The sequence below is a fragment of the Modestobacter muralis genome (assembly GCF_010682105.1).
Classification (GTDB): Bacteria; Actinomycetota; Actinomycetes; order Mycobacteriales; family Geodermatophilaceae; genus Modestobacter; species Modestobacter muralis.
On sequence record NZ_JAAGWH010000055.1, the window covers coordinates 69,810 to 90,502 of the forward strand.

Annotated in this window: 23 protein-coding genes; 10 read left to right on the top strand and 13 right to left on the bottom strand. The window is 75.1% G+C overall.

Translation table 11 applies throughout. The features are described from left to right. A complete protein-coding gene (locus tag GCU67_RS18445) occupies window positions 1-825 on the bottom strand; it encodes an alpha/beta fold hydrolase (protein WP_163612815.1) in 825 nt (274 codons plus the stop codon). A gap of 250 nt (window positions 826-1,075) precedes the next feature. Here GCU67_RS18445 and GCU67_RS18450 point away from each other — a divergent pair, with 250 nt between their 5' ends. The 4 genes from GCU67_RS18450 (at window position 1,076) to GCU67_RS18465 (ending at window position 4,652) form a co-directional block, all read left to right on the top strand. Next, window positions 1,076-2,059, top strand: a complete 984-nt coding sequence (locus tag GCU67_RS18450) for a helix-turn-helix domain-containing protein (protein WP_163612816.1) — start codon at window positions 1,076-1,078, stop codon at window positions 2,057-2,059. A gap of 47 nt (window positions 2,060-2,106) precedes the next feature. Then, the gene (locus GCU67_RS18455) at window positions 2,107-2,454 is read left to right on the top strand and encodes a hypothetical protein (RefSeq protein ID WP_338105141.1); all 348 of its coding nucleotides are present in this window, start codon (window positions 2,107-2,109) and stop codon (window positions 2,452-2,454) included. Between the two features lie 191 nt (window positions 2,455-2,645). Beyond that, window positions 2,646-4,253: a methyl-accepting chemotaxis protein gene (locus GCU67_RS18460; RefSeq protein ID WP_163612817.1), complete on the top strand. Its 1,608-nt coding sequence runs from the start codon at window positions 2,646-2,648 to the stop codon at window positions 4,251-4,253. A 195-nt stretch (window positions 4,254-4,448) separates the two neighbouring features. Continuing rightward, complete coding sequence (locus GCU67_RS18465; RefSeq protein ID WP_163612818.1) at window positions 4,449-4,652, top strand: hypothetical protein; 204 nt, start codon at window positions 4,449-4,451, stop codon at window positions 4,650-4,652. A gap of 60 nt (window positions 4,653-4,712) precedes the next feature. Here GCU67_RS18465 and GCU67_RS18470 read toward each other — a convergent pair whose 3' ends face one another. Continuing rightward, complete coding sequence (locus GCU67_RS18470; protein ID WP_163612819.1) at window positions 4,713-5,924, bottom strand: MFS transporter; 1,212 nt, start codon at window positions 5,922-5,924, stop codon at window positions 4,713-4,715. Window positions 5,925-5,983: 59 nt separating this feature from the next. Then, a complete protein-coding gene (locus GCU67_RS18475) occupies window positions 5,984-7,225 on the bottom strand; it encodes a Mur ligase family protein (protein ID WP_338105142.1) in 1,242 nt (413 codons plus the stop codon). A gap of 370 nt (window positions 7,226-7,595) precedes the next feature. On the opposite strand from GCU67_RS18475, the gene GCU67_RS18480 reads away from it, so the two are divergent. Further along, window positions 7,596-8,006 carry a hypothetical protein gene (locus tag GCU67_RS18480; RefSeq protein ID WP_163612820.1) on the top strand — a complete coding sequence of 137 codons (411 nt, stop codon included), beginning with the start codon at window positions 7,596-7,598 and terminating at the stop codon, window positions 8,004-8,006. 1 nt (window position 8,007) lies between these two features. Here GCU67_RS18480 and GCU67_RS18485 read toward each other — a convergent pair whose 3' ends face one another. Then, on the bottom strand, window positions 8,008-8,340 hold the full coding sequence (locus GCU67_RS18485; protein WP_338105143.1) for a YnfA family protein: 333 nt from the start codon (window positions 8,338-8,340) through the stop codon (window positions 8,008-8,010). Between the two features lie 98 nt (window positions 8,341-8,438). Here GCU67_RS18485 and GCU67_RS18490 point away from each other — a divergent pair, with 98 nt between their 5' ends. After that, window positions 8,439-9,203: a DUF998 domain-containing protein gene (locus tag GCU67_RS18490; protein ID WP_338105144.1), complete on the top strand. Its 765-nt coding sequence runs from the start codon at window positions 8,439-8,441 to the stop codon at window positions 9,201-9,203. Between the two features lie 315 nt (window positions 9,204-9,518). Here the strand turns inward: GCU67_RS18490 and GCU67_RS18495 are convergent, their stop codons facing one another. The 4 genes from GCU67_RS18495 to arsM are packed head-to-tail and all read right to left on the bottom strand — an operon-like array spanning window position 9,519 to window position 12,347. Continuing rightward, the gene (locus GCU67_RS18495; protein WP_163612823.1) at window positions 9,519-10,079 is read right to left on the bottom strand and encodes a GNAT family N-acetyltransferase; all 561 of its coding nucleotides are present in this window, start codon (window positions 10,077-10,079) and stop codon (window positions 9,519-9,521) included. Continuing rightward, window positions 10,076-10,480, bottom strand: a complete 405-nt coding sequence (locus tag GCU67_RS18500) for an arsenate reductase/protein-tyrosine-phosphatase family protein (RefSeq protein WP_163612824.1) — start codon at window positions 10,478-10,480, stop codon at window positions 10,076-10,078. The genes GCU67_RS18495 and GCU67_RS18500 overlap by 4 nt, the downstream gene beginning before the upstream one ends. Beyond that, window positions 10,477-11,589 carry an ACR3 family arsenite efflux transporter gene (gene arsB, locus GCU67_RS18505; RefSeq protein WP_163612825.1) on the bottom strand — a complete coding sequence of 371 codons (1,113 nt, stop codon included), beginning with the start codon at window positions 11,587-11,589 and terminating at the stop codon, window positions 10,477-10,479. The genes GCU67_RS18500 and arsB overlap by 4 nt, the downstream gene beginning before the upstream one ends. Next, complete coding sequence (gene arsM / locus GCU67_RS18510) at window positions 11,586-12,347, bottom strand: arsenite methyltransferase (RefSeq protein ID WP_163612826.1); 762 nt, start codon at window positions 12,345-12,347, stop codon at window positions 11,586-11,588. The genes arsB and arsM overlap by 4 nt, the downstream gene beginning before the upstream one ends. 97 nt (window positions 12,348-12,444) lie before the next feature. Here arsM and GCU67_RS18515 point away from each other — a divergent pair, with 97 nt between their 5' ends. Further along, the gene (locus tag GCU67_RS18515; protein ID WP_338105145.1) at window positions 12,445-12,783 is read left to right on the top strand and encodes an ArsR/SmtB family transcription factor; all 339 of its coding nucleotides are present in this window, start codon (window positions 12,445-12,447) and stop codon (window positions 12,781-12,783) included. Window positions 12,784-12,787: 4 nt separating this feature from the next. On the opposite strand, the gene GCU67_RS18520 is transcribed toward GCU67_RS18515, so the two are convergent. Together GCU67_RS18520 and GCU67_RS18525 are read right to left on the bottom strand one after the other, a co-directional pair. Further along, window positions 12,788-13,693 (bottom strand): EamA family transporter, encoded by a 906-nt coding sequence (locus GCU67_RS18520; protein WP_163612828.1) that lies wholly within the window; start codon window positions 13,691-13,693, stop codon window positions 12,788-12,790. 105 nt (window positions 13,694-13,798) lie between these two features. After that, window positions 13,799-14,653 (bottom strand): SDR family oxidoreductase, encoded by an 855-nt coding sequence (locus tag GCU67_RS18525; protein WP_163612829.1) that lies wholly within the window; start codon window positions 14,651-14,653, stop codon window positions 13,799-13,801. Window positions 14,654-14,740: 87 nt separating this feature from the next. Here GCU67_RS18525 and GCU67_RS18530 point away from each other — a divergent pair, with 87 nt between their 5' ends. Together GCU67_RS18530 and GCU67_RS18535 are read left to right on the top strand one after the other, a co-directional pair. Next, complete coding sequence (locus GCU67_RS18530) at window positions 14,741-15,466, top strand: TetR family transcriptional regulator (RefSeq protein WP_163612830.1); 726 nt, start codon at window positions 14,741-14,743, stop codon at window positions 15,464-15,466. Window positions 15,467-15,503: 37 nt separating this feature from the next. Further along, complete coding sequence (locus tag GCU67_RS18535) at window positions 15,504-15,902, top strand: SRPBCC family protein (RefSeq protein WP_211661665.1); 399 nt, start codon at window positions 15,504-15,506, stop codon at window positions 15,900-15,902. A 27-nt stretch (window positions 15,903-15,929) separates the two neighbouring features. Here GCU67_RS18535 and GCU67_RS18540 read toward each other — a convergent pair whose 3' ends face one another. Continuing rightward, window positions 15,930-17,804, bottom strand: coding sequence for a PucR family transcriptional regulator (locus GCU67_RS18540; protein WP_338105146.1), 1,875 nt, complete (start codon window positions 17,802-17,804; stop codon window positions 15,930-15,932). A gap of 351 nt (window positions 17,805-18,155) precedes the next feature. Here GCU67_RS18540 and GCU67_RS18545 point away from each other — a divergent pair, with 351 nt between their 5' ends. Next, entirely contained in the window at window positions 18,156-19,211 is a 1,056-nt protein-coding gene (locus GCU67_RS18545; protein WP_163612833.1) for an oxamate carbamoyltransferase subunit AllH family protein, read from the top strand. A 21-nt stretch (window positions 19,212-19,232) separates the two neighbouring features. Here GCU67_RS18545 and GCU67_RS18550 read toward each other — a convergent pair whose 3' ends face one another. Both GCU67_RS18550 and hisG read right to left on the bottom strand, forming a co-directional pair. Beyond that, the gene (locus tag GCU67_RS18550; protein WP_211661666.1) at window positions 19,233-19,679 is read right to left on the bottom strand and encodes an SSI family serine proteinase inhibitor; all 447 of its coding nucleotides are present in this window, start codon (window positions 19,677-19,679) and stop codon (window positions 19,233-19,235) included. Between the two features lie 99 nt (window positions 19,680-19,778). Beyond that, window positions 19,779-20,645, bottom strand: coding sequence for an ATP phosphoribosyltransferase (gene hisG / locus GCU67_RS18555; protein WP_163612834.1), 867 nt, complete (start codon window positions 20,643-20,645; stop codon window positions 19,779-19,781). Window positions 20,646-20,693: the final 48 nt, after the last annotated feature.

The window sequence follows — 20,693 nt, forward strand, 5'->3', positions numbered from 1 at the left end:
TCAGCTCTGCAGGAAGGCCAGCAGGTCGGCGTTGATCGTGGCCGCCTCGGTGGTCGGCATGCCGTGCGGGAAGCCGGCGTAGGTCTTCAGCGTCCCGTTCGGGAGCAGCTCGGCCGACAGAGGGGCGGAGTCGGCGTAGGGCACGACCTGGTCGTCGTCACCGTGCATCACCAGCACCGGCACGGTGATCTTCTTCAGGTCGTCGGTGAAGTCGGTCTGGGAGAAGGCGACGACACCGTCGTGGTGGGCCTTGGCGCCACCCGCCATCCCCTGGCGCCACCAGTTCTGGATCACGGCCTCCTGGGGTTCACGGCCGGGCCGGTTGAAGCCGTAGAACGCCGTCGCGGGCAGCTCACGGTAGAAGTTCGACCGGTTGGTCGCGACCTGCTCCTGGATGCCGTCGAACACGCTCTTGGGAAGCCCGCCGGGGTTGGCCGGCGTCTGCACCATGATCGGCGGCACCGCGCTGATCAGCACCGCCTTGGCGACGCGGTCCTCACCGTGGCGGGCGATGTGGTGGGCGACCTCGCCGCCACCGGTGGAGTGGCCGACGTGCACGGCGTCGTGCAGGTCCAGGTGGGTGACCAGCGCGGCCAGGTCGTCGGCGTAGTGGTCCATGTCGTGGCCGTCGGAGACCTGGGTCGACCGGCCGTGGCCACGGCGGTCGTGGGCGATCACCCGGTAGCCGTGGGCCAGGAAGAACATCAGCTGGGCGTCCCAGTCGTCGCTGGACAGCGGCCAGCCGTGGCTGAAGACGATCGGCTGACCGGTGCCCCAGTCCTTGTAGAAGATCTCGACGCCGTCGGGTGTGGTGACGAAGGGCATGGCTGGGCTCCTGTGCTCGGTGCGGGTGCGACGGGGTCCGTCGCGCTGGGCGTCGTCCGGCCCGCTGCCCGGGGCCGGACCGCCTGGACCGTAGGACGACGGCGCCCACCCCGGGTGTGCCCTGCGTGCCCGACCCCGGACCCTGCCTGCCGACCCGGTCCCCGCACCGGGTCCTTGCCACACGGTGCCCGACCGCTCACGATCGTCCGGGTCAGGGCAGCGTCGCCGAGGACCCACCCCGGAGGGATCCATGGTCACGCTGGTCGACACCGACCTGCTCCCACCGTCCGAACGCCGTCCCGCCCAGGTCGGCGCCCGGTTGGAGGCGGCGATCGGCTCTCGCGTCCGCTTCCCGGGCCGCCGCCCGCCCACGCACGCCCGGATGGACGTCTGGGACCTCGGCGGCCTGACGGTGACCCGCGCCGACCTCACCGGCGAGCTGGAGCTCACGCAGTCGGCCCGTCAGGCCCGGCAGGACGTCGAGCCGCTGGTGTCCTTCGCCGTCCAGGAGGTGGGTGAGGCGCTGCAGGACCACCTCGGCGGCCGCCGGGTCGTGCCGGTCGGCGGGCTGACGTTCACCGACGTCACCTCGCCCTACGAGTACCGGTGGTCAGGTCGCGGCGTGTGCCGGTCGTTGCAGATCCCGGTGGCGCGGCTCGGCGTGCCGGTCGACGTCGTCCGCCGGGCACTGCCCCTGGCCCGGCAGAGCCCGCTGCACGGTCTGGTGAGCGCCCACCTGCAGCAGGTGACCCTGCACGCCGAGGAACTGCTGGACGAGCCGATGGTGCAGGCGCTGGCGTCGGCGACGGTCGACCTGACCCGGGCGCTGATCGCCTCGGCCGTCGACACCGGCCGGGCGGCGCAGGACGCGGCGGCCGAGACGATGCTCAGCCAGGTGCGCGCCCACGTGCGCCAGCACCTCACCGACCCCGACCTGGACGCCGCACGGGTCGCCGCCGCCCTGGCCGTCTCCGTCCGTCAGCTCTACCGGGTGTGCTCCGCGGCCGGGTTCAGCCTCGAGCAGTGGGTCATCGAGCAGCGGCTGGAGGGTGCCCGCGCCGAGCTGGCCGACCCCGGGAGCCGCGGCCGGCCGATCGCGGTGGTGGCCCGGCGGTGGGGCTTCACCGATGCGTCCTACTTCAGCCGCCGGTTCCGCGCGGCGTACGGGGTCACCCCCCGTGAGTCGCGACAGGCCGGGCAGGCAGCACCGACGGTCCCACGCCGCGGGCGCTGACCCCTCCTCGTCGAACAGGTGTTCGATCACCGTGAGAGCATCTGCACGTGGCCGGAGGGATGAACCGTGGGCACCACGGCATCTCGCTGGCCGACCGCGCCGCCCGCTCCGGCGTCCCCGCCTCACCGTCCCAGCCCGCCCCGCCGTCCCAGCCCGCCCCGCCGTCCCAGCCTGCTCCCCCAGCGGCGACGCGCCGACCGGCCGGTGACGGGTCCGGCCGGCACTGCTGGGTGCACGACCCGCCCGACGCCCCCGGCACCTGGCCGGGTCTGCTGGTCGAGTGGCGGCAGCAGGAAGACGGCTGGCACGGCCGGGTCGCCTACGCGGTGCCCGGCGCGCACGGGCCGGTGCTGGTCGAGGCCTGGCTCCCCGCCGACCAGCTGAAGCAGGGCTGAGCGCCCTTCGTGGCGCCGCAGGACGCGGGAACAGCCGGCGGTGGCGCGAGCCCAGGGCGGACCGGACGGCGACCTCCTCCACCCGTGGTGCTCCGTCGCCCCGTGTCCTCGTCAGCCGATCCGGCCGATCCGGCCGGAAGAGTGCCGATAAGGGTGGCGGCTCATCCGGACACCGAGAACACGAGGACGTCATGCACTGGAAGAACCTCCGACTGGGCTGGCGCCTGGGGATCGGCTTCGGGCTCATCAGCCTGCTGGCCGCCGGCATCACCTTGACCGGCCTCCAGAGCGTCGGCCGGCTGCACGCGGCCGCGGGACAGCTGGCCGAGGCCCGGCTGACGACCGAGGCGGCCGGGCAGGCGAAGTTCCGCACCGCGGACTTCGCGGGCTGGCAGACCGGCTACGGGTTCGACACGCTGCGCGGCGTGCCCGGCGCGACGTCCGACGACGTCGGCCAGCGCAAGGAGTTCCTCACCTCCACCGCGGCCTTCGGCGCCGACCTCGACCGGTTGAGCGAGCTGCCGCTGACCGCGGCGGAGCGCGAGCACGTCGCCACGACCCGCGACGCCTTCACCGCGTACATGGCCGTGGACGACCAGATCATCGCCGGCCTCCGTACTGGTACGCCCGCGTCCGTCACCGCCGCCGGGGACCTCGCCTCCGGAGCGGCGCTGGACCAGTTCGCGGTGATGGCCGAGAACGTGTCCGCACTGGTGGACTCCGTGCGGGCGGACAGCGACGCTGCCGCCGCCCAGGCGACCGCGGCCGCGGACTCGGCCCGGAGGATGCTCCTGACCGTGGCCGCGGTCGCGGCCCTGCTGGCCGTCGCACTGGCCTGGCTGATCACCCGCTCGGTCACCCGGCCGGTCAAGGCGATGGGAGCGGTGCTCGAGTCGATGGCCGGCGGGGACCTGCGGCAGCGTGCCGAGGAGGACCGCTCGGACGAGATCGGCGCCATGGCCCGCGCGCTGAACACCGCCATGGACGCGCTGGCGTCGGTGGTGCGCCGGATCGGGGACGACGCCGCCACGCTGTCCTCGGCCGCAGAGGCGCTGTCGGCGACCTCTGGTCGGATGACGGCATCGGCCGAGCAGTCCGCCGCCCAGGCCGGGATCGTCGTGGCGGCCGCCGACGAGGTCTCCTCGGGCGTGCAGACCGTGGCCACCGGCACCGAGGAGATGGGCGCGTCGATCCGGGAGATCGCCCAGAACGCCAGCGCGGCCACGCAGGTGGCCGGACAGGCGGTCGTGCTGGCCGAGCAGACGACCCGGACGGTCGCGGACCTGGGCCGGTCGTCGGTGGAGATCGAGGACGTCGTCCGGGTCATCACCGCGATCGCCGAGCAGACCAACCTGCTGGCGCTGAACGCGACGATCGAGGCGGCGCGGGCCGGGGAGTCCGGCAAGGGCTTCGCCGTGGTGGCCAACGAGGTCAAGGAGCTCGCCGACGAGACGTCGAGGGCGACCGGGGACATCACCCGGCGCGTGCAGGCCATCCGGGAGGGCACCGGAGCAGCGGTGTCCGCCATCGGCGAGATCTCGGAGATCGTGACGCGGATCAACGACGCACAGTCGACCATCGCCGCGGCGGTCGAGGAGCAGACCGCCACGACCAACGAGATGGCCCGCAACGTCACGGAGGCCGCCGGTGGTGCCCGGGAGATCGCCCGCAGCATCGGCTCGGTGGCCATCACGGTCCAGGAGACCACCGCGGGTGCGGGGCAGACCGCCGAAGCGGCCGACGAGCTGGCCCGGATGGCAGGAGAACTGCAGACGGTGGTCGCCGCCTTCCGGTGCTGACCTGGACCCGGACCGCCGTGGTCGGCGTCCCGTTCGCAGGGGCCAGGGCGGGAGGGCACCGCACCGGGGACACCCGTCGGCCGGACGTCGAGAGGGCCGACAGCGCCGCCGTCCGTTTGCGCAGGCACCGTCGCGGGATACGGAGGAGGGGACGCCGTCCGGGAGATCCCCGGGCACCGTGAGCGGAGGCGAGAGATGACCAGCCCGCACGACGAACCGACGCTCGACGACGTGATCCTCCCCGAGGAGCCCGTGACCCAGGACCGCACGCAGCACGCCAAGGACCCGCACCCCTCCGACGAGGTCCTCGAGCACCGCACCGAGCTGGAGCGCCAGGCCGTCGGCTCCGACGACGCGAAGCCGGCCGGGGCCTACGAGCACGACGCGACCGAGGCCTGACCGCACCGGTCGCCTCCAGGGGCGGCGTCCCGGCACCACCGGGGCGCCGCCCCTGGCACGTCAGGGGGTCAGTGCGCGGGTCCGCCCCAGGACGACGCTGAGCACTCCAGCCGCGGCGGTGCACCCACCGGCCAGCAGCACGACGCCGGTCCACCCCGCGCCCTGCCAGGCCCGGCCGGCCAGCGTGCCGGCCACCGACGAGCCGACGTAGTACCAGAACGAGTACAGCGACGCGGCCTGCCCGACGGCCCGCCCGCCCAGCTGCGCCCGCACCGCCACCCAGCTGCTGGCCACCCCGTGCGCGGCGAAGAACCCCGTGGACAGCACGCAGAGGCCCAGCACCACGCACCACAGCGGGTCGAGCAGGGTCAGCGCGATCCCGCCGCCCATGACCACCACGGTCGCCGGCACCACCAGCCGGCGGCCGAACCGGTCGGCGAGCGCCCCGGCGACCGGGGAGCTCGCGGAGCCGGGCAGGTAGGCCAGGAACACCAGCCCGGCCAGCGCCGGGGTGAGCAGGTACGGCGCGTCCTCCAGCCGGAAGGTGACCGCGTTGTAGACCGCGACCGACCCGCCCATCAGCAGCGCGGCGATCCCGTACAGCGCCAGCAGCGCCGGGTCGGTGAAGGCCCGGGCCAGCTGGCGCAGCAGCCGCCCCTGGCGCACCACCGGGGCGAACAGCCGGGAGCCGGGCAGCAGCAGCCGGACGGCGACCGCGCAGGCCACCGCGAGGACCGCCGTCCCGCCCAGCGCGGTCCGCCAGCCGCCGAGCTCGGTGAGGAACCCGGTGATCAGCCGCCCGGAGAGCCCGCCGATCGCCGTCCCGCTGACGTAGAGCCCGATCGCCCGCGAGCTCACCCCCGGGTGCAGCTCCTCCCGCAGGTAGGCCACCGCCACCGCGGGCAGACCGGCCAGCGCGAAGCCCTGCAGCCCGCGCAGCACCAGCAGCACCGGCCAGGCCGGGGCCAGCGCGATCAGCACACCGAGCACCGCGTTGGCGGCCAGGCTGGCGTGCAGGATGCCGGTGCGACCGCGCCGGTCCGACAGCGGGCCGAGCACCAGCAGGCCCACGGCCAGTGCGGCGGTGCTCACCGAGATGGCCAGCGTCGAGCCGGCCGGGGTGACGGCGAACGAGCGGGTGAGCTCGGGCAGCAGCGCCTGCGGCGCGTACAGGCTGGAGAACACGGCCACGCCGGCGAGGAACACCGCGATCGAGGCGCGCCGGAAACCGGGCTCCCCGGTGCGGTGCCCGGCCCACTCCCCCGTCGTCATCGACGCCAGCTTGCCCGGGTGCGCCGGGTCACCCACCCGGGGGCCGGGCGGCGCGGGGGTCAGGAGGCGCGGTCGGCCAGCAGCTCGACGGCCGCCACCTCGTTCAGACCGGCCACGACGTTCGCCTGCGGCGTCCGCGCGGACCTGGCGGCCAGCGCCTGCCGGGCCACGGTCGTGTCGTGGAAGTCGACCGGGGCGCCGTCGTCGGTCATCGTCGTCTCGTGGCCGCGGCCCACGACGATGACCACGTCGGCGTCGCCGCCGGCCTGCACCGCAGCGGTGATCGCCGCCCGGCGGTCGAGCACGGTGTGCACCTCGGCGGTGCCGCCGAGCAGCCCGACCCGCAGCTCCTCGACGATCGACTCCGGCCGCTCGCCGTGGCTGCCCTCGTCGGTGAGCCAGACGGTGTCGGCGGCACGGGCGGAGACGCCCCGGCCCTGCCGCTTGTAGCGGTCGCGCCGGCCGCGGGCCGCGGGCCGCGGGCCGCCGAGCACCAGGTGCACCCGGCCGCCGGGCCCGGTCAGCTCGTGGGCGGTCTGCAGCGCCGCGGCCAGGGCGCGCGGGGTGTGCGCGTAGTCGACGACCACCAGCGGGCCGGCGTCCGCGCGTAGCAGGGTGTTGCGCCCGGCCGGCGGTGCGGTGGTGGCCAGCCCCGCGGCCACGGTCTGCGGCGGGACGCCCATCGCGCGGCCGGTGGCCCAGGCGGCGGCGAGGTTGCCCATGTGCACCCGGCCGACCAGCGGCGAGGACAGCCAGTGCCGGCCGTCGGCGTCCTCGACCACCAGGTTCGTGCCCGCCGCGCCGATCTGCCAGCTCACCACCCGCACGTCGGCCGTGGGGTCGTCGACCACGATCACCGCGCTGTCGGTGCGCTCGGGGGTGAGCAGCCGCGCCTTGCTGGCCCAGTACTGCTCGATGGTGCCGTGGTTGTCGAGGTGGTCCTCCTCGAAGCCGGTGAAGACCGCCACCGACACGTGCACGCCGTCGACCCGGCCGACGTCCAGGGCGATCGAGGGGGCCTCCACCACCGCGCTGGTGGCGCCGGCGTCGAGCATCCAGGCCAGCAGGCCGTGCAGCTCGGGGGCCTCGGGGGTGGTCAGCCGGGTGCTGGGCGTCTGGTCGCCCACCCGGGCCCCCAGCGTGGTGAGCACCCCGGCGCACTCCCCCGCGGCCTGCAGGACGCCGCGCACCAGGGTGCTCGTCGTCGTCTTGCCGTTGCTGCCGGTGACCCCGACCAGCCGGAGCCGGTCGGCCGGGTCGCCGGCCAGCACGGCGCCCAGCGGCCCGAGCTGGGCGCGCACCGAGGGCACCAGCAGCTGCGGGACGTCGAGGTCGACCGGCCGGTCGACGAGGAGGGCGGCGGCACCGGCGGCGACCGCGGTGGCGGCGAACCGGTGACCGTCGCTGCGCCCGCCCGCACGCAGGCGAACAGGCAGCCCGGGGTCACCGCCCGGGAGTCGGTGACCAGGCCGTGCAGCACCAGCCCGTCCGTCGCGCCGGAGACCACGACCGGGCCGGTCGCAGCGCTGCGTGCCCGCTGCTCGACCGTTGACCAGACCACCCGGGGGAACGACACCGCTCCGATGCCAGAGAGGGTCCGGCAGGTCCGGCAGGTCCGGCAGCACGAGACCGGACGGTGCACGACCGGTCCGGTGCTGGTTGGCTGCGGACATGGCCCGACTGACCACCGCGGACGTCGCCTGCTGGGTGATCAAGAGCGCCCGCCCGCCCGACGCCGTCCTGCCCGGCTGGCTGCCCGGGGGCACCGCCGAGCTCGACCGCTGCGTGCGCCCGTCCTACCGGCTGGAGCTGATGGGCGCCGGGCAGCCGGTGCTGCTGTGGGTCAGCGGACGGGACCGTCCCGGCGTCCACGCCCTCGGGGTGGTGACCGGCCCGGTCACCGCGACCGACGGCGGCCCCGCGGTCCCGGTGCGGCTGACCCGGCTGGCCGAGCCGGTGGACCGGGCCGAGCTGCTGGCCGACCCGGTCGCGCGGGACGCCGAGGTGCTGCGGATGCCGGCGGGCAGCAACCCGTCGTGGCTGTCGGCGGGGCAGTACGCCGCCGTCCTCGCGCTGGCCTGAGTCAGCCGGCGCGCGGGGCGTACATGATCAGCGACACCCCGGCCAGGCAGACGGCCGCGCCGAGGAGGTCCCACCGGTCGGGGCGGAAGCCGTCGGCGACCACCGCCCACAGCAGCGACCCGACGACGAAGACCCCGCCGTAGGCGGCCAGCACCCGTCCGAAGGCAGCCTCGGGCTGGAGGGTGGCGACCATCCCGTACAGCGCCAGCGACACCATCCCCACACCCACCCACAGCCAGCCGCGGTGCTCGCGCAGGCCCTGCCACACCAGCCAGGCGCCGCCGATCTCCAGGAGCGCGGCGAGCACGAACAGGGCGATGGAGCGGATGGTCACACCCCCACTCTGCCGCCCCCGGCCCCGCGGCCCCCTCCGGGCTGGGACCATCAGACCTCGTGACGGACAGCCGGTACCGCCTGGGCGGACTCACATGGGTGCTGACTCTGCAGTTCTTCGTCGTGGAGGCGATCGCGGCCTCCCGGTTCGGGGGCTACGCCTACACCCGCGACACGATCAGCGACCTGGGGACGGCGGAGTCCTCGGCCCGGGTGCTGATGAACGGCTCCTTCATCGTCCAGGGCGTGCTCATCATCGCCGGCGCGCTGCTGCTGGGGCCGGGGCTGGCCGGTACCGGCGGGCGGCTGTCCCGGGTGCTGCTGACCGTCTCCGGCATCGGCGTGCTGCTGGTCGGCGTCTTCCCCTCCGACGGGAACGCCACCGTGCACGCGGTCGCTGCCGGCGCGCACCTGCTGGGCGGGGCGATCGGGCTGACCGCGCTGGCCTACGGCGTCCGGCCGCGCTCGGAGGGGCTGGGCACCACGCTGGCCGTCCTCGGCCTGCTGGGCATCATCGCGACGATCTTCTTCGGCGCGGCCGTCTTCCTCTTCCTCGGCGAGGGCGGCACCGAGCGGGTCGCCGCCTACGTGCTGCCGATCGGGCTGGTCGCCGCCGGCATCGCGCTGTGGCGGCAGAAGGACGACTGGCTGGCGCTGACCAACCCCGACGGGACGCCGAGCCGCCGCCAGCTGCGCGAGGACGCCCGGCTGCAGCGCGCCCAGCAGGCCGCCGCCCGCGACGCCGCGCTGGAGGCCGCCGCCACCCGCCGGCCCGAGCCCCGGCCGGCCGCGCCCGTCCAGCAGGCCGCCGCCGACGACGACGACTTCGACCCCGACGACCCCTGGGCCCCCCGCCGCCGCTGAGCAGCGCGGCCCGCTGCCCACGCCGAGCGTGCGCGGAGCGGGCCCCCGCTGATCCGGGCGTTGCGGAGCGCCGAGAGTGCGCTGCCGCCGGGATCAGGCGACCTGATCGTGCGTGCTCCTGGCTCACGGTGTGCGCTGAGCCAGGAGCACGTGCGGTGAGCCAGGACGACGCCCCAGTCAGGACGACGGCCAGCCAGGACGACGGCGGCTGTCGACCGTCCGCACACTGCTGGCCGCGCGGAGAGTGCGCTCAACGGGCGCTGGAGGCCGCCTCGAGCTCGCTGAGCGCACAGTCGACGTCCGCCTCAGCGGGCGTCAGCCGGCGAGCCACTCCTCGCGGGTGAGCTCGTACTCGACCTCGCCGTGCTCGGCCCCGGCGAGCGGCGTCTGCCACTCCAGGTGGAAGGTGCGCACGTGCCGCATGCCCACCGCGGCCAGCACCGCCCGCGACCCGGCGTTGACCGCCATCGTCTCGGCGAGGACCCGGCGCAGCCCCAGGTCGGCGAAGGCGTGTCGCACCAGCTCGAGCGCGCCCTCCGTCGCCAGGCCCTGCCGCCACCACGGTGGGAGCAGCCGGTAGCCGAGCTCGGCCTGCCCCTCGCCGGGCCCCTGGTCCGGGCGTCCGGGGACGTCGAGCAGCCACCAGCCGACCGGGTCGCCGTCCACCGAGCCCACCCAGAAGCCCAGCCCGGGCGCCCGCGCGGCGACCGCGAGCCGTTCCACGTGCCGGGCGAGCACCTCGGTGCGGGTGCGCGGGCGGGGCTCCAGGTACCGCATCACCTGCGGGTCGCCGTCCAGTGCGACCTCGAACTCCCGGTGGGCGTCGGACAGCGGCTCGAGCAGCAGCCGGCCGGTGCGGAGGACGGCCTGGGTCACCGGGCGACGTCCAGCTCGGTGAGCAGGCCGCGGATGCGGGCCTCGATCTCGTCGCGGATCGGGCGCACCGCCTCGACGCCCTTGCCGGCCGGGTCGGTGAGCGCCCAGTCCAGGTACCGCTTGCCGGGGAAGACCGGGCAGGCGTCGCCGCAGCCCATGGTGATCACCACGTCGGAGGCCTCGACGGCGTCGGTGGTGAGCACCTTCGGGCGCTGGTCGGAGATGTCGATGCCGACCTCGGCCATCGCCGCGACCGCGGCCGGGTTGACCTGGTCACCGGGCACCGAGCCGGCGGAGCGGACCTCGACGGCGTCCCCGGCCAGGTGCCGCAGCCAGCCGGCGGCCATCTGGGAACGGCCGGCGTTGTGCACGCAGACGAACAGGACGCTGGGGGTGCTCACGAGGTGCTCCTCATCGGGACAGCGGGGTCGTCGGGCAGCCAGCGGCGGCCGGCCCACAGCGAGACGTACACGAGCGCGACGAGCACCGGCACCTCGATCAGCGGGCCGACCACGCCGGCCAGGGCCTGGCCGGAGGTCACCCCGAAGGTGCCGATGGCCACCGCGATGGCCAACTCGAAGTTGTTGCCGGTGGCGGTGAAGGCCAAGGTCGCCGTCCTGGCGTAGCCCAGTCGCAGCCGCAGGCCCAGGAGGAAGGAGCCACCGAACATCAACGCGAAGTAGGCCAGCAGCGGCAGCGCGATCCGGACGACGTCCCAGGGAGCTGAGGTGATGGCCTCCCCCTGCAGCGCGAAGAGCATCACGATCGTGAACAGCAGGCCGTAGAGCGCGACCGGGCCGATCCGCGGCAGGAAGCGGCTCTCGTACCAGTCGCGGCCCCGGGTGCGCTCCCCGATCGTCCGGGTGAGGAAGCCGGCGACCAGCGGGATGCCCAGGAACACCAGCACGCTGAGCACGATGGCCCACACGCTGAAGTCCGCCGACGTGGCCGACAGGCCCAGCCAGCCGGGCAGCACCTGCAGGTAGAACCAGCCCAGCGCGGCGAACGCCACGATCTGGAACACCGAGTTGATCGCCACCAGCACCGCGGCGGCCTCGCGGTCACCGCAGGACAGGTCGTTCCAGATCAGCACCATGGCGATGCACCGGGCCAGCCCGACGATCACCAGGCCGGTGCGGTACTCGGGCAGGTCGGGCAGCAGCAGCCAGGCCAGGGCGAACATCAGCGCCGGCCCGACGAGCCAGTTGAGCACCAGCGAGGCGCCGAGCAGCCGGCGGTCGCCGGTGACCCGGTCCAGCTCGGAGTACCGGACCTTCGCCAGCACCGGGTACATCATGAGCAGCAGCCCCAGCGCGATCGGCAGGCTGACCTCGCCCACGCGGACGGCGTCCAGCGCGTCGTCCAGGCCGGGCACCCCGCGGCCCAGCAGCAGGCCGAGCGCCATCGCGGCGAGGATCCAGACCGGCAGGAAGCGGTCGAGCCGGGACAGCCGGGCCAGGACCGGTGCGTCGGGGGTGGTTCGGGCGAGGTCGCCGACGACGTCGCTCACGCGGGCTTGCCCGCGCGCACGATCGCGCCGTGCATGCCGTCGGCGACCTGGTGCGTCAGCACGATCTCCGGGTCCACGAAACCGACGGCCCGCAGCCCGGCGGTGTACTCGCCGATCGACAGGGCGCCGGCGATGCAGCCGACGTGACTGCCGCGCTCGGCCCGCTCTGCCGGTGTCAGGTGGTCCTCGGCGACGACGTCGGAGATGCCGAACCGCCCGCCGGGGGCGAGCACCCGGAACGCCTCGGCCAGCACGGCCGCCTTGTCCGGGGACAGGTTGACCACACAGTTGCTGATCACGACGTCGACGCTGCCGTCGGGGAAGGGCAGCGCCTCGATCTCCCCGCGGTGGAACTCCACGTTGGTGGCTCCCGCCTGCGCCGCGTTCGCCCGCGCGAGGGCCAGCATCTCCTCGGTCATGTCCACGCCGTAGGCGAAGCCGGTCGGCCCGACGCGGCGGGCGGACAGCAGGACGTCGATGCCGCCGCCGGAACCCAGGTCCAGCACCCGCTCCCCCGGCCGCAGGTCGGCCACGACCATCGGGTTGCCGCAACCCAGGCTGGCCGCGACCGCCTCGGCGGGGAGCCCGTCGGTCTCGCCGCCGGCGTAGAGCCCGGCGCCGAAGCGCTCGTCGACCTGGAGGGCGTCCGGCGCACAACTGCCGGCGCTGCAGCAACCGGCGTCCGTGCCCGCCCCACCGGTGACCGCCCGTGCCGCCGCGGCGTACCGCTCGCGCACGAGGTCGTGGACCTCGCCCATGTCGTCCTCCGTCCATCGACACCTGTCGATGCCTCGTCGTGGGGCAACTCTGACCCGAGGCATCGACGGATGTCAATGTCCGGGGCAGGATGGGCGGGTGACCACCGCGACCGAGCCGACGCAGGCAGTCTGCTGCTCCCCCCTGCAGGGCGCGCCGCTGTCCGCGGAGGACGCCCAGACGCTGGCCCGCACGGTCAAGGCGCTGGCCGACCCGACCCGGCTGCGGCTGGTCTCGCTGGTCGCCGCGCACGGCGGCGAGGCCTGCGTCTGCGACCTCACCGAGCCGGTGGGCCTGTCGCAGCCCACGGTCTCCCACCACCTCAAGGTGCTCGTCGACGCCGGGCTGATGACCCGGGACAAGCGCGGGGTGTGGGCCTACTACGCCCTGGTGCCCGGCGCGCTGGCCGACCTCGCCCGGGTGCTGTCCACGCCCTGACCGCTCACGCGGTCGCCTCGGCGGGCACCGGCACCGGCGGGCGCACCCGCCGCCGGGACACCGCCACCCCGAGCAGACACACCGCGCCGCCGACGAAGGCCAGGCCCGGCGGGACCTCGTCCAGCAGCGCCCAGCCCAGCAGGACCACGATCGGCGGCACCAGGTAGGTGGTGACCGCGAGCCGGCCGGCGTCCATCCGGCCCAGCGCGTAGGCCCAGGTGCTGAACGCCAGCGCCGTCGGCACGGCCCCCAGGTAGACCATGCCGAGCACCGACGACGCCGGCGCGGCACCCAGGTCGGTGACCAGCGCCCCGGCCCAGGGCAGGCAGCACAGCGCGCCGATGGCGCAGGCGGTGAAGGTGACCTGCAGGGCGGGCAGCCGGCGCAGCAGCGGCTTCTGCGACACCACGCCGATGGCATAGGTCAGCGCGGCCACCAGGCACAGGACGACGCCGAGCAGGTCCGCCCCGGCCTCGCGGGTGGCGAACCCGATGAGCAGGACGCCGCAGAAGGCGATCGCCAGCCCGATCACCAGCCAGCGCGGGAACCCCTCACCCAGCAGCAGCCCGGCGAAGACGGCGATGAGCACCGGGCCGATGTTGACCAGCATCGCGGTGGTGCCGGCGTCCAGGTGCTGCTCGGCGGCGTTGAGGGCCACGTTGTAGACGCCGAACCAGCCGACCCCGCAGACAGCCAGCAGCCGCCACTCCCCCGCGGTCGGCCGGACCCAGCCACGGGGTGCCAGCAGCAGACCGAGCACGAGCGTGCCGACCGCCAGCCGGCCCAGCGCCAGCGCGCCGGGCGAGAGGTCCTCACCGACCGCGCGGATGCCGATGAACGCCGAGGCCCAGGCCAGCACCGTCACCGAGACGGCGAGCAGGACCAGGGGCGAGCGCGGGGTGGAGGGCACGTCGCCGACCCTAGGTGGCGCCGGCGACGTCCCCTGGCGGGATCCGGCCACCGCACCCCGGACTGGCCGTCCCGTTGCGACCGCAGGCAGTCCCGACGCGGTCGGTCAGTGCACCGGCGCGGCCAGCAGGTCGCGCACGCTGCGCGGCTCGCGCCCGAGGAGCTCCCCGAGCAGCGGGTCGACGCCGGCGAAGAAGCCCTGCTCGGCGGCGGAGTACATGCCCAGCAGGAAGCGGGCCACGAACTCCGGCGTCCCGCCGGCGACCTGACCGGCGACCCACGCGTCGGGGTCGACCAGCACGCGCTCGACCGGGCGCCCGGCCACCTCACCGGCGAGGGCGGCGACGTCGGCGAAGGTCGGTGCGGCGCTCGCGGTCAGGGTCACCGGCCCGTCGTACCCGCCGTCGGAGAGCAGGACGACGGCGGCGGCCTCGGCCTGGTCCGCGCGGGACGTCCAGGACACCGGACCGTCGGCCGGGACCTCGATCCGGCCGGTCTCCCGCCACGGCCCGGTCATGAACAGCAGGCTGTGGGCGTAGAAGCCGTTGCGCAGCGAGGTCCAGGGCAGCCCGGAGTCGGCCAGCAGCTGCTCGGTGGCGGCGTGGTCGCGGCCCGGGCCGAACGGCGTACCAGGCGCAGCCCCCTGGTGGCTGGTGTAGAGCACGCGCCCCACCCCCGCCCGGACAGCTGCCTCGATCGCGGTGCGGTGCAGGGCCACGGCATCGGCCGCGGGGTCGCTGGAGGAGACGAGCAGCAGCTGGTCGGCGCCGGCGAAGGCGGCCGGCAGGGACGCCGGGTCGGCATAGTCGCCGTGCCGCACCTCGATCCCCCGGTCGGCGAACCGCTGGGCCGCAGCCACGTCGCGGGCGACGACGACGAGCTGGTCGGCGGGCACGTGCTCGAGCAGGTGGTCGACGGTCGCGCCGTTGAGGGCGCCGGTCGCTCCGGTGACGGTGATCATGGGGGGCTCCTGGACTCGTATCGCTGGAAACGGTGAGGTGCTTCCATTGATAGCACAGTGGTACCAGCGGTGCGCTATCGTTGATACGTGACCGAGACCGGCCGGGGCGACCTGCGCACGCGGATCGTCGACGGCGCCGCCCAGCTGCTCCGTGAGCACGGCCCGGCAGCGGTGACCACGCGCGGGGTGGCGGAGGCGGCGGGCGTGCAGCCGCCGGCGATCTACCGGCTGTTCGGCGACAAGGACGGCCTGCTCGACGCCGTGGCCGAGCACGTGATGACCCAGTACGTGGCCGAGAAGGCAGCCTCGGTGGAGTCCGCGACCGCCGAGGACGTCGACCCGATCGCGGACCTGCGCGCCGGCTGGGACCGGCAGATCCACTTCGGCGTGGGCAACCCGACGCTGTTCCGGCTGCTCAGCGACCCCGACCGGGTGCGCCCCTCCCCTGCCGCCCAGTCGGGCCGCCGCGTGCTGGAGGCCCGGATCCGGCGGGTCGCCGCAGCCGGGCGACTGCGGGTGAGCGAGCCGCGCGCCGTCGCCGTCTTCCAGGCGGCCGGGATCGGTGCCATCCACGTCCTGCTGGCCACCCCGGCCGACCAGCGGGACCCGGGGCTGGCCGACAGCATGTTCGCCGCCGTGCTCCGGGAGGTCCTCACCGACGCACCGGCGGCTGCCGACGCCGGGCCGATGGCCGCCACCGTCGCGTTCCGGGCGGTGGCACCGCAGCTGGACGTGCTCACCCCGGGCGAGCAGCACCTGCTCGGCGAGCTGCTCGACCGCGCCGTCGACGCCCTGGCCGCCGGACAGCCGTAGACCCCGGCCGTCGGGGCCCTGGGCCAGGATGGCCGACATGAGCGCGTCCCTGCACCTGACCGTGTCGATCGACCGGGCCGCCGCCGAGGTGTACGACTACGCCCGCGACCCCGCCCACCTGCCCGCGTGGGCGGCGGGGCTGGCCGGCGGCATCGCCGAGGTCGACGGCGAGTGGGTCGCGGACTCACCGATGGGGCGGGTCGTCGTCCGCTTCGCCGAGCGCAACCCGTTCGGCGTCCTCGACCACGACGTGACGCTGCCCGACGGGACGACGGTGACCAACCCGCTGCGGGTGCTGCCCGACGGGGCGGGCTGCGAGGTCGTGTTCACGCTGCGCCGCGCGCCGGCGATGACCGACGAGGAGTTCGCCACCGACGCCGCGGCGGTCACCACCGACCTCGCCACCCTCAAGCGGGTGGTCGAGGCCGGTCACTGAGGAACCGACCGGCCCCGCTGTCGTGCCTCAGACCAGGGACTCGAGCCCGTCGTCCAGGACGGCGGCGGCGACGCTCTCTACCGGCGGGCGGTGCGGCTGGTCCAGCCCGCGGATCCGGGCAGCGTGCAGCGCGAGCAGCAGGTTCAGCCTCAGCGTCGGGTCGGTGGTGAAGGAACCCAGCATCCGCTCCAGCTTGCCGATCCGGTAGCGCATCGTGTTGTAGTGGAAGTGCAGCCGGCGCGCGGACTCCGCGACGTTGAGGTTGGTCTCCAGCAGCACCCGCAGCGTGTCGCGCAGGTCGACGGAGTCCGGGTCGGTGGAGTCGGCCAGCGTCCCGAGCACCTCGTCGACGTAGGAGCGCAGCTCGGAGCTGTCCGGGATGAGCGACAGCAGCCGGAAGACGCCCAGCTGGTCGAAGTGGGTGACCGCGTGCCCGCCGTGGATCTCCTGGCCGACGACCAGGGCGCGCTGCGCCTGCTGGTAGGCGTCGCCCAGCACCTGCAGGGACTCCGCCGGGCGACCGATGCCGGTGCCCAGCAGCCGCCCGACCCGGCGCAGCCGCGCGTTGACCCGGGCGGTGACCGCAGCGACCAGCCCGGACAGCTCCTCGGGGGTGCGCCCGTCCAGCGGCAGCACGGTGACGATCTCGGTGGCGAGGCCCGCGACGGCGGCACCGGCGACCTCGCTGTCGACCGCGGACCGCCAGCCGTCGGCGAGCCGGTCGAGGACGTCGAGCGCGCGGGTCGGGTCGGCGCCGGCGTCGGCGACGGTCTCGGTGGCGGTCACCAGGACGACGACCGGGCCGTCCAGGCGCCAGCCGAAGGACCGCGCGTAGGCCAGCGCCCGCTCGGTGTGGGCGAAGGAGCCCCCCACCAGCCGGCGCACCATGTCCCCCTGGAAGCGCAGCTCCACGGAGTGGACGGCCTGCAGCCGGATCTCCGACAGCGCGGCGATGACGGCGGCCTGCTCGAGCACCACACCGGCCCCGAGCAGCATCGGCCCGTGCCGGTTCACCGCGACCAGCCAGCCGTGCCGCTGCTCACCGGCCATGACCGGGGCGACCGCGTACTCCCCCACCCCGCCGGGCAGCTCGTGGTGACCGGGGACGAGCAGGATGCCGTCGGCCGGGGACAGGTCGGCGTCGGCCAGGACGTCGGCGGGGGTCACCACGGACTGGTCGGCGCGGTTGCCCGACAGCCGGCGGGCCGGGGTCAGGTCCCCGAACGCGTCGTCGGCGGCGGCGTCGAGCAGCCACAGCCAGTCGCGGATCTCGGTGACCTCCTCGGGCGGGCCGGCGTAGGTGGCGACCTCGCGGTCGGGCCCGAGCCCCAGCACCGCCGCACCCGCGAGGAAGGTCGACACCTGGGTGGTCACCTCGGCCAGCCCACCGCCGGACAGCGCCACGTCGATGAACTGGTTGTGCATCCGGTTTGCGAGGCTGAGCGCCTGGGTCTGCTTGTCGATGATCGCGCCGAGCACCTCGGCGACGACCTCGTCCAGCCGGGTGGTCGACGGCAGCGCGAGGACCGGGAACCCGCGCCGGTCGGCCTCGGCGAGGACCTCTGCGGGCACCTCGCCGGCGGCGTTGCCCTGCCCGCCCTCGGAGCGGAAGGCCAGCGCGCCGCTGCCGGCGCGGTGCAGCCGCTCGATCACCGCACGGCTCTGTGCCGGGTCCCGGGTGGCCAGCCGACCGGCGAGCACCACCAGCACGTCGGGACCGGCGCTGCCGAGCGGGGCGTCGGGCTCCTCGACGACGACGTGCCGCACGATGCGCCGGGTGCCGGTGGCACCCCCGACGACGATCGTGCCGATCAGGCCCGGGAGGTCCAGCACCTGGTCGACGGTGAGCCCCATGCTGTCCTGCAGGGCGGTCCGGTCGCCCGGGGGCAGCTGCGAGAGCACCGGCTCAGCCGACGGCGGGACGCTGCTGAACGTGGCGGCACGGTCACTGTGTGCTACATACGTCACGGACGTCTCACGTTCAGTCACTCTACGTACCCCCAAGACGCCGTGTCACGAACAACTCGGCAAGATTCTGTCAGACGTCTCTGGACGCGCGAACCCACGCTTGGCGAGAATCGCCATACAGGTCTGAGGGACGCGCCACTTACGTTCGACCCCCGACCTGTGTCCCGCTCGGATGGTAGGCGGCCCCACGCACCAGGGGGTCGGTGCCGCCGCCCGGGAGCACCAGACCGGGACGGCAGTCGGCACATCGACCGACACCGGCGACCGCACGGGGGTGGAGGTCAGATGCGCACGATCGACGAGAGCACCGGCGGGCAGGGCGACGCCGCGACCAGCGAGGACAGGACCGGTACCGGCTCACGCCGCACCGCCGCACCACGATCGACCGCGGCTCCGGCGCCGCGGTCGGGCCGCCCCGGGCGGGCCGCCCGCGCCGGCATGCCCACGCTGCACCTGGCCGGGGGCGCGCCGTCGGGCATCGTGCCCCGTCCGTCGGTGCCGGCCCAGGCGAGCACCGGGGTGGCCGAACTGCTCCGCGGCCCGCTGCGCCAGGGCACGGTGCTCCTGTCGGCACCCTCGGCCCTGTACGTCACCGTGCCCACGCCCTCCGGGCCCGAGGTGGTCGGCGTGCTGACCTCCGACGCCGCCCGGCTGCCGCTGGGCTGCATCCTCTTCCGCCCGTCCAACGGCCGCCCGCTGGTCTCCGCGCCCAGCGGCGCCCCGGCCACCGTCGGTGGCGGCCGGCTGGTCGTCGGTGACCTGACGGTGAGCGCGGCCGCGTGGTGGGACCCGCGTCCCAAGCTGCCCACCGCGCGCCCGGCGCTGCTGCCCGAGGGGGTCCGTGAGCTGCGGGCCGCGCTCTACGGCGAAGGGGTCCCGCACAGCGCCTTCGTGCTGCCCGGTCTGGCCGGCGGGCCCAGCGGCCCGCTCGCCGCACTGCGCGGCGCCGTCCGCCGCGCCGACCTGGACGCGGCGCTGCGCACCGCGACCCGACTGATCGGCGAGGGCCCCGGCATGACACCGGTCGGCGACGACGTGTTGGCGGGCACCACTGCCGGGCTGGTGCTGCTGGGTCACCCGGCCGCCGAGCGCTTCGGCAGCGGGGTGACCGGCCTGGCCGCCGGGCGGACCACCGAGCTGTCCCGCGCGCTGCTGCGGCACGCCGCGGCCGGACGGGTCACCGGCGAGTACGCCGCCGTGCTGCGCGCGATGGTCGGGGACGGCCCGCTGGTCCCGGCGATCCGGGCGCTGCTGAGCAGCGGCTCGACCAGTGGCCGGGCGCTGGCCCTGGGGCTGAGCACCGCGATCGACCTCGTCGAGCGGACCGCCCGGCCGCGCTGAGCGTCCCCGGTCCGGCCGGCGTCAGCCGGTCGGACCGGGCAGCAGCGCGCCGAGCCGGTCCCACTGGGCGATCCGGCACCCGTCGGTGCGGGAGAGCTCCAGGTCCACCGGCTCCCCCGCCCACCGGCCGCTGACCCGTGCGGTCTGCGGGCCGCCGAACAGCTGGGTGCACATCGTGTCGCCGGACAGCGCGGCGAACGGGTCCGGCTGGCCGCTGAGCTGGGCGCAGGCGGCGGCCGGGTCGGGCAGGTCACCGGCGGGCGTGACGGCGCAGGAGAGCTCGTAGGTCTGCGCGGCCTCGCCGGGCCCGGGCACCAGCTCGACGACCAGCTCCCCGTCGGCCGGACCGCTCGGGACCGCCGCCGAGCTCGACGTCTGCGCCGACGCGTCTCCCGCCGTCGACGACCCGCCGCAGGCAGTGACCAGGGCGGACGACAGCAGCAGGACCGGGACGGCGATGCGGCGCATCCCCCCAGCATGCCGCGTCCGGCACGCGGCCGGCCGCGGACACGGCCCGCTCTGGGACGGCGACGTCCGCGGGCCGGCGGGGGCGCGGAGGACCCGACCTCAGATGCGCGAGGCGGCGATGCTGGTGACGAGGATGGCGCGGGCGCCGAGCTCGTAGAGGTCGTCCATGACCCGGTTGGTGTCGTCCTTGCCGACCATGGCGCGCACCGCCGACCAGCCTGGCGTGTGCAGCGGGCTGACCGTGGGGCCCTCGAGCCCGGGGGTGATCGCGGTGGCCCGGGCGAGCAGGTCGTTGGGGCAGTCGTAGTCGAGCATCACGTAGCGCCGGGCGACCAGGACGCCCTGCAGCCGCCGGCGCAGCTGGGCCACGGCCGGGATCTCCTCGGCACCCTCACGGCGCACCAGCACCGCCTCGCTGGCCAGCACCGGCTCGCCGATGATCCGCAGCCCGGCCGCCCGCAGCGTCGTCCCGGTCTCCACGACGTCGCAGACGGCGTCGGCGACACCGAGCCGGCAGGCGGTCTCGACCGCGCCGTCGAGCTTCACGACCTCGGCCTTCATGCCGGTGGAGTCCAGGAAACGCTGCAGCAGCCCCGGGTAGGCAGTGGCGATCCGCTTGCCCTCGAGCTCGGCCACCTCGTCGATGGCCGAGTCCGCGGGGCTGGCGAACCGGAAGGAGGACCGCCCGAAGCCCAGCGGCATCACCTCGGCCGCGACCGCCCCGGCGCCGTCCGTCGGGGTGGTCTCCAGCAGCATGTCGCGGCCGGTGATGCCGACGTCCAGCGTGCCGGCGGCGACGTAGATCGCGATGTCCCGCGGCCGCAGGTAGAAGAACTCGGTGTCGTTCTCCGGGTCGTAGACCGCGAGGTCCTTGAGGCTGCGCCGCTGCCGGTAGCCGCTCTCGGCGAGCATCGTCTGAGCGGGTTCGCTCAGGACGCCCTTGTTCGGGACGGCGACGCGCAGCACAGAGCTCTCCTAAGCGAGGGGATGGAACGGCCTCGTCCCAGGGCCCCG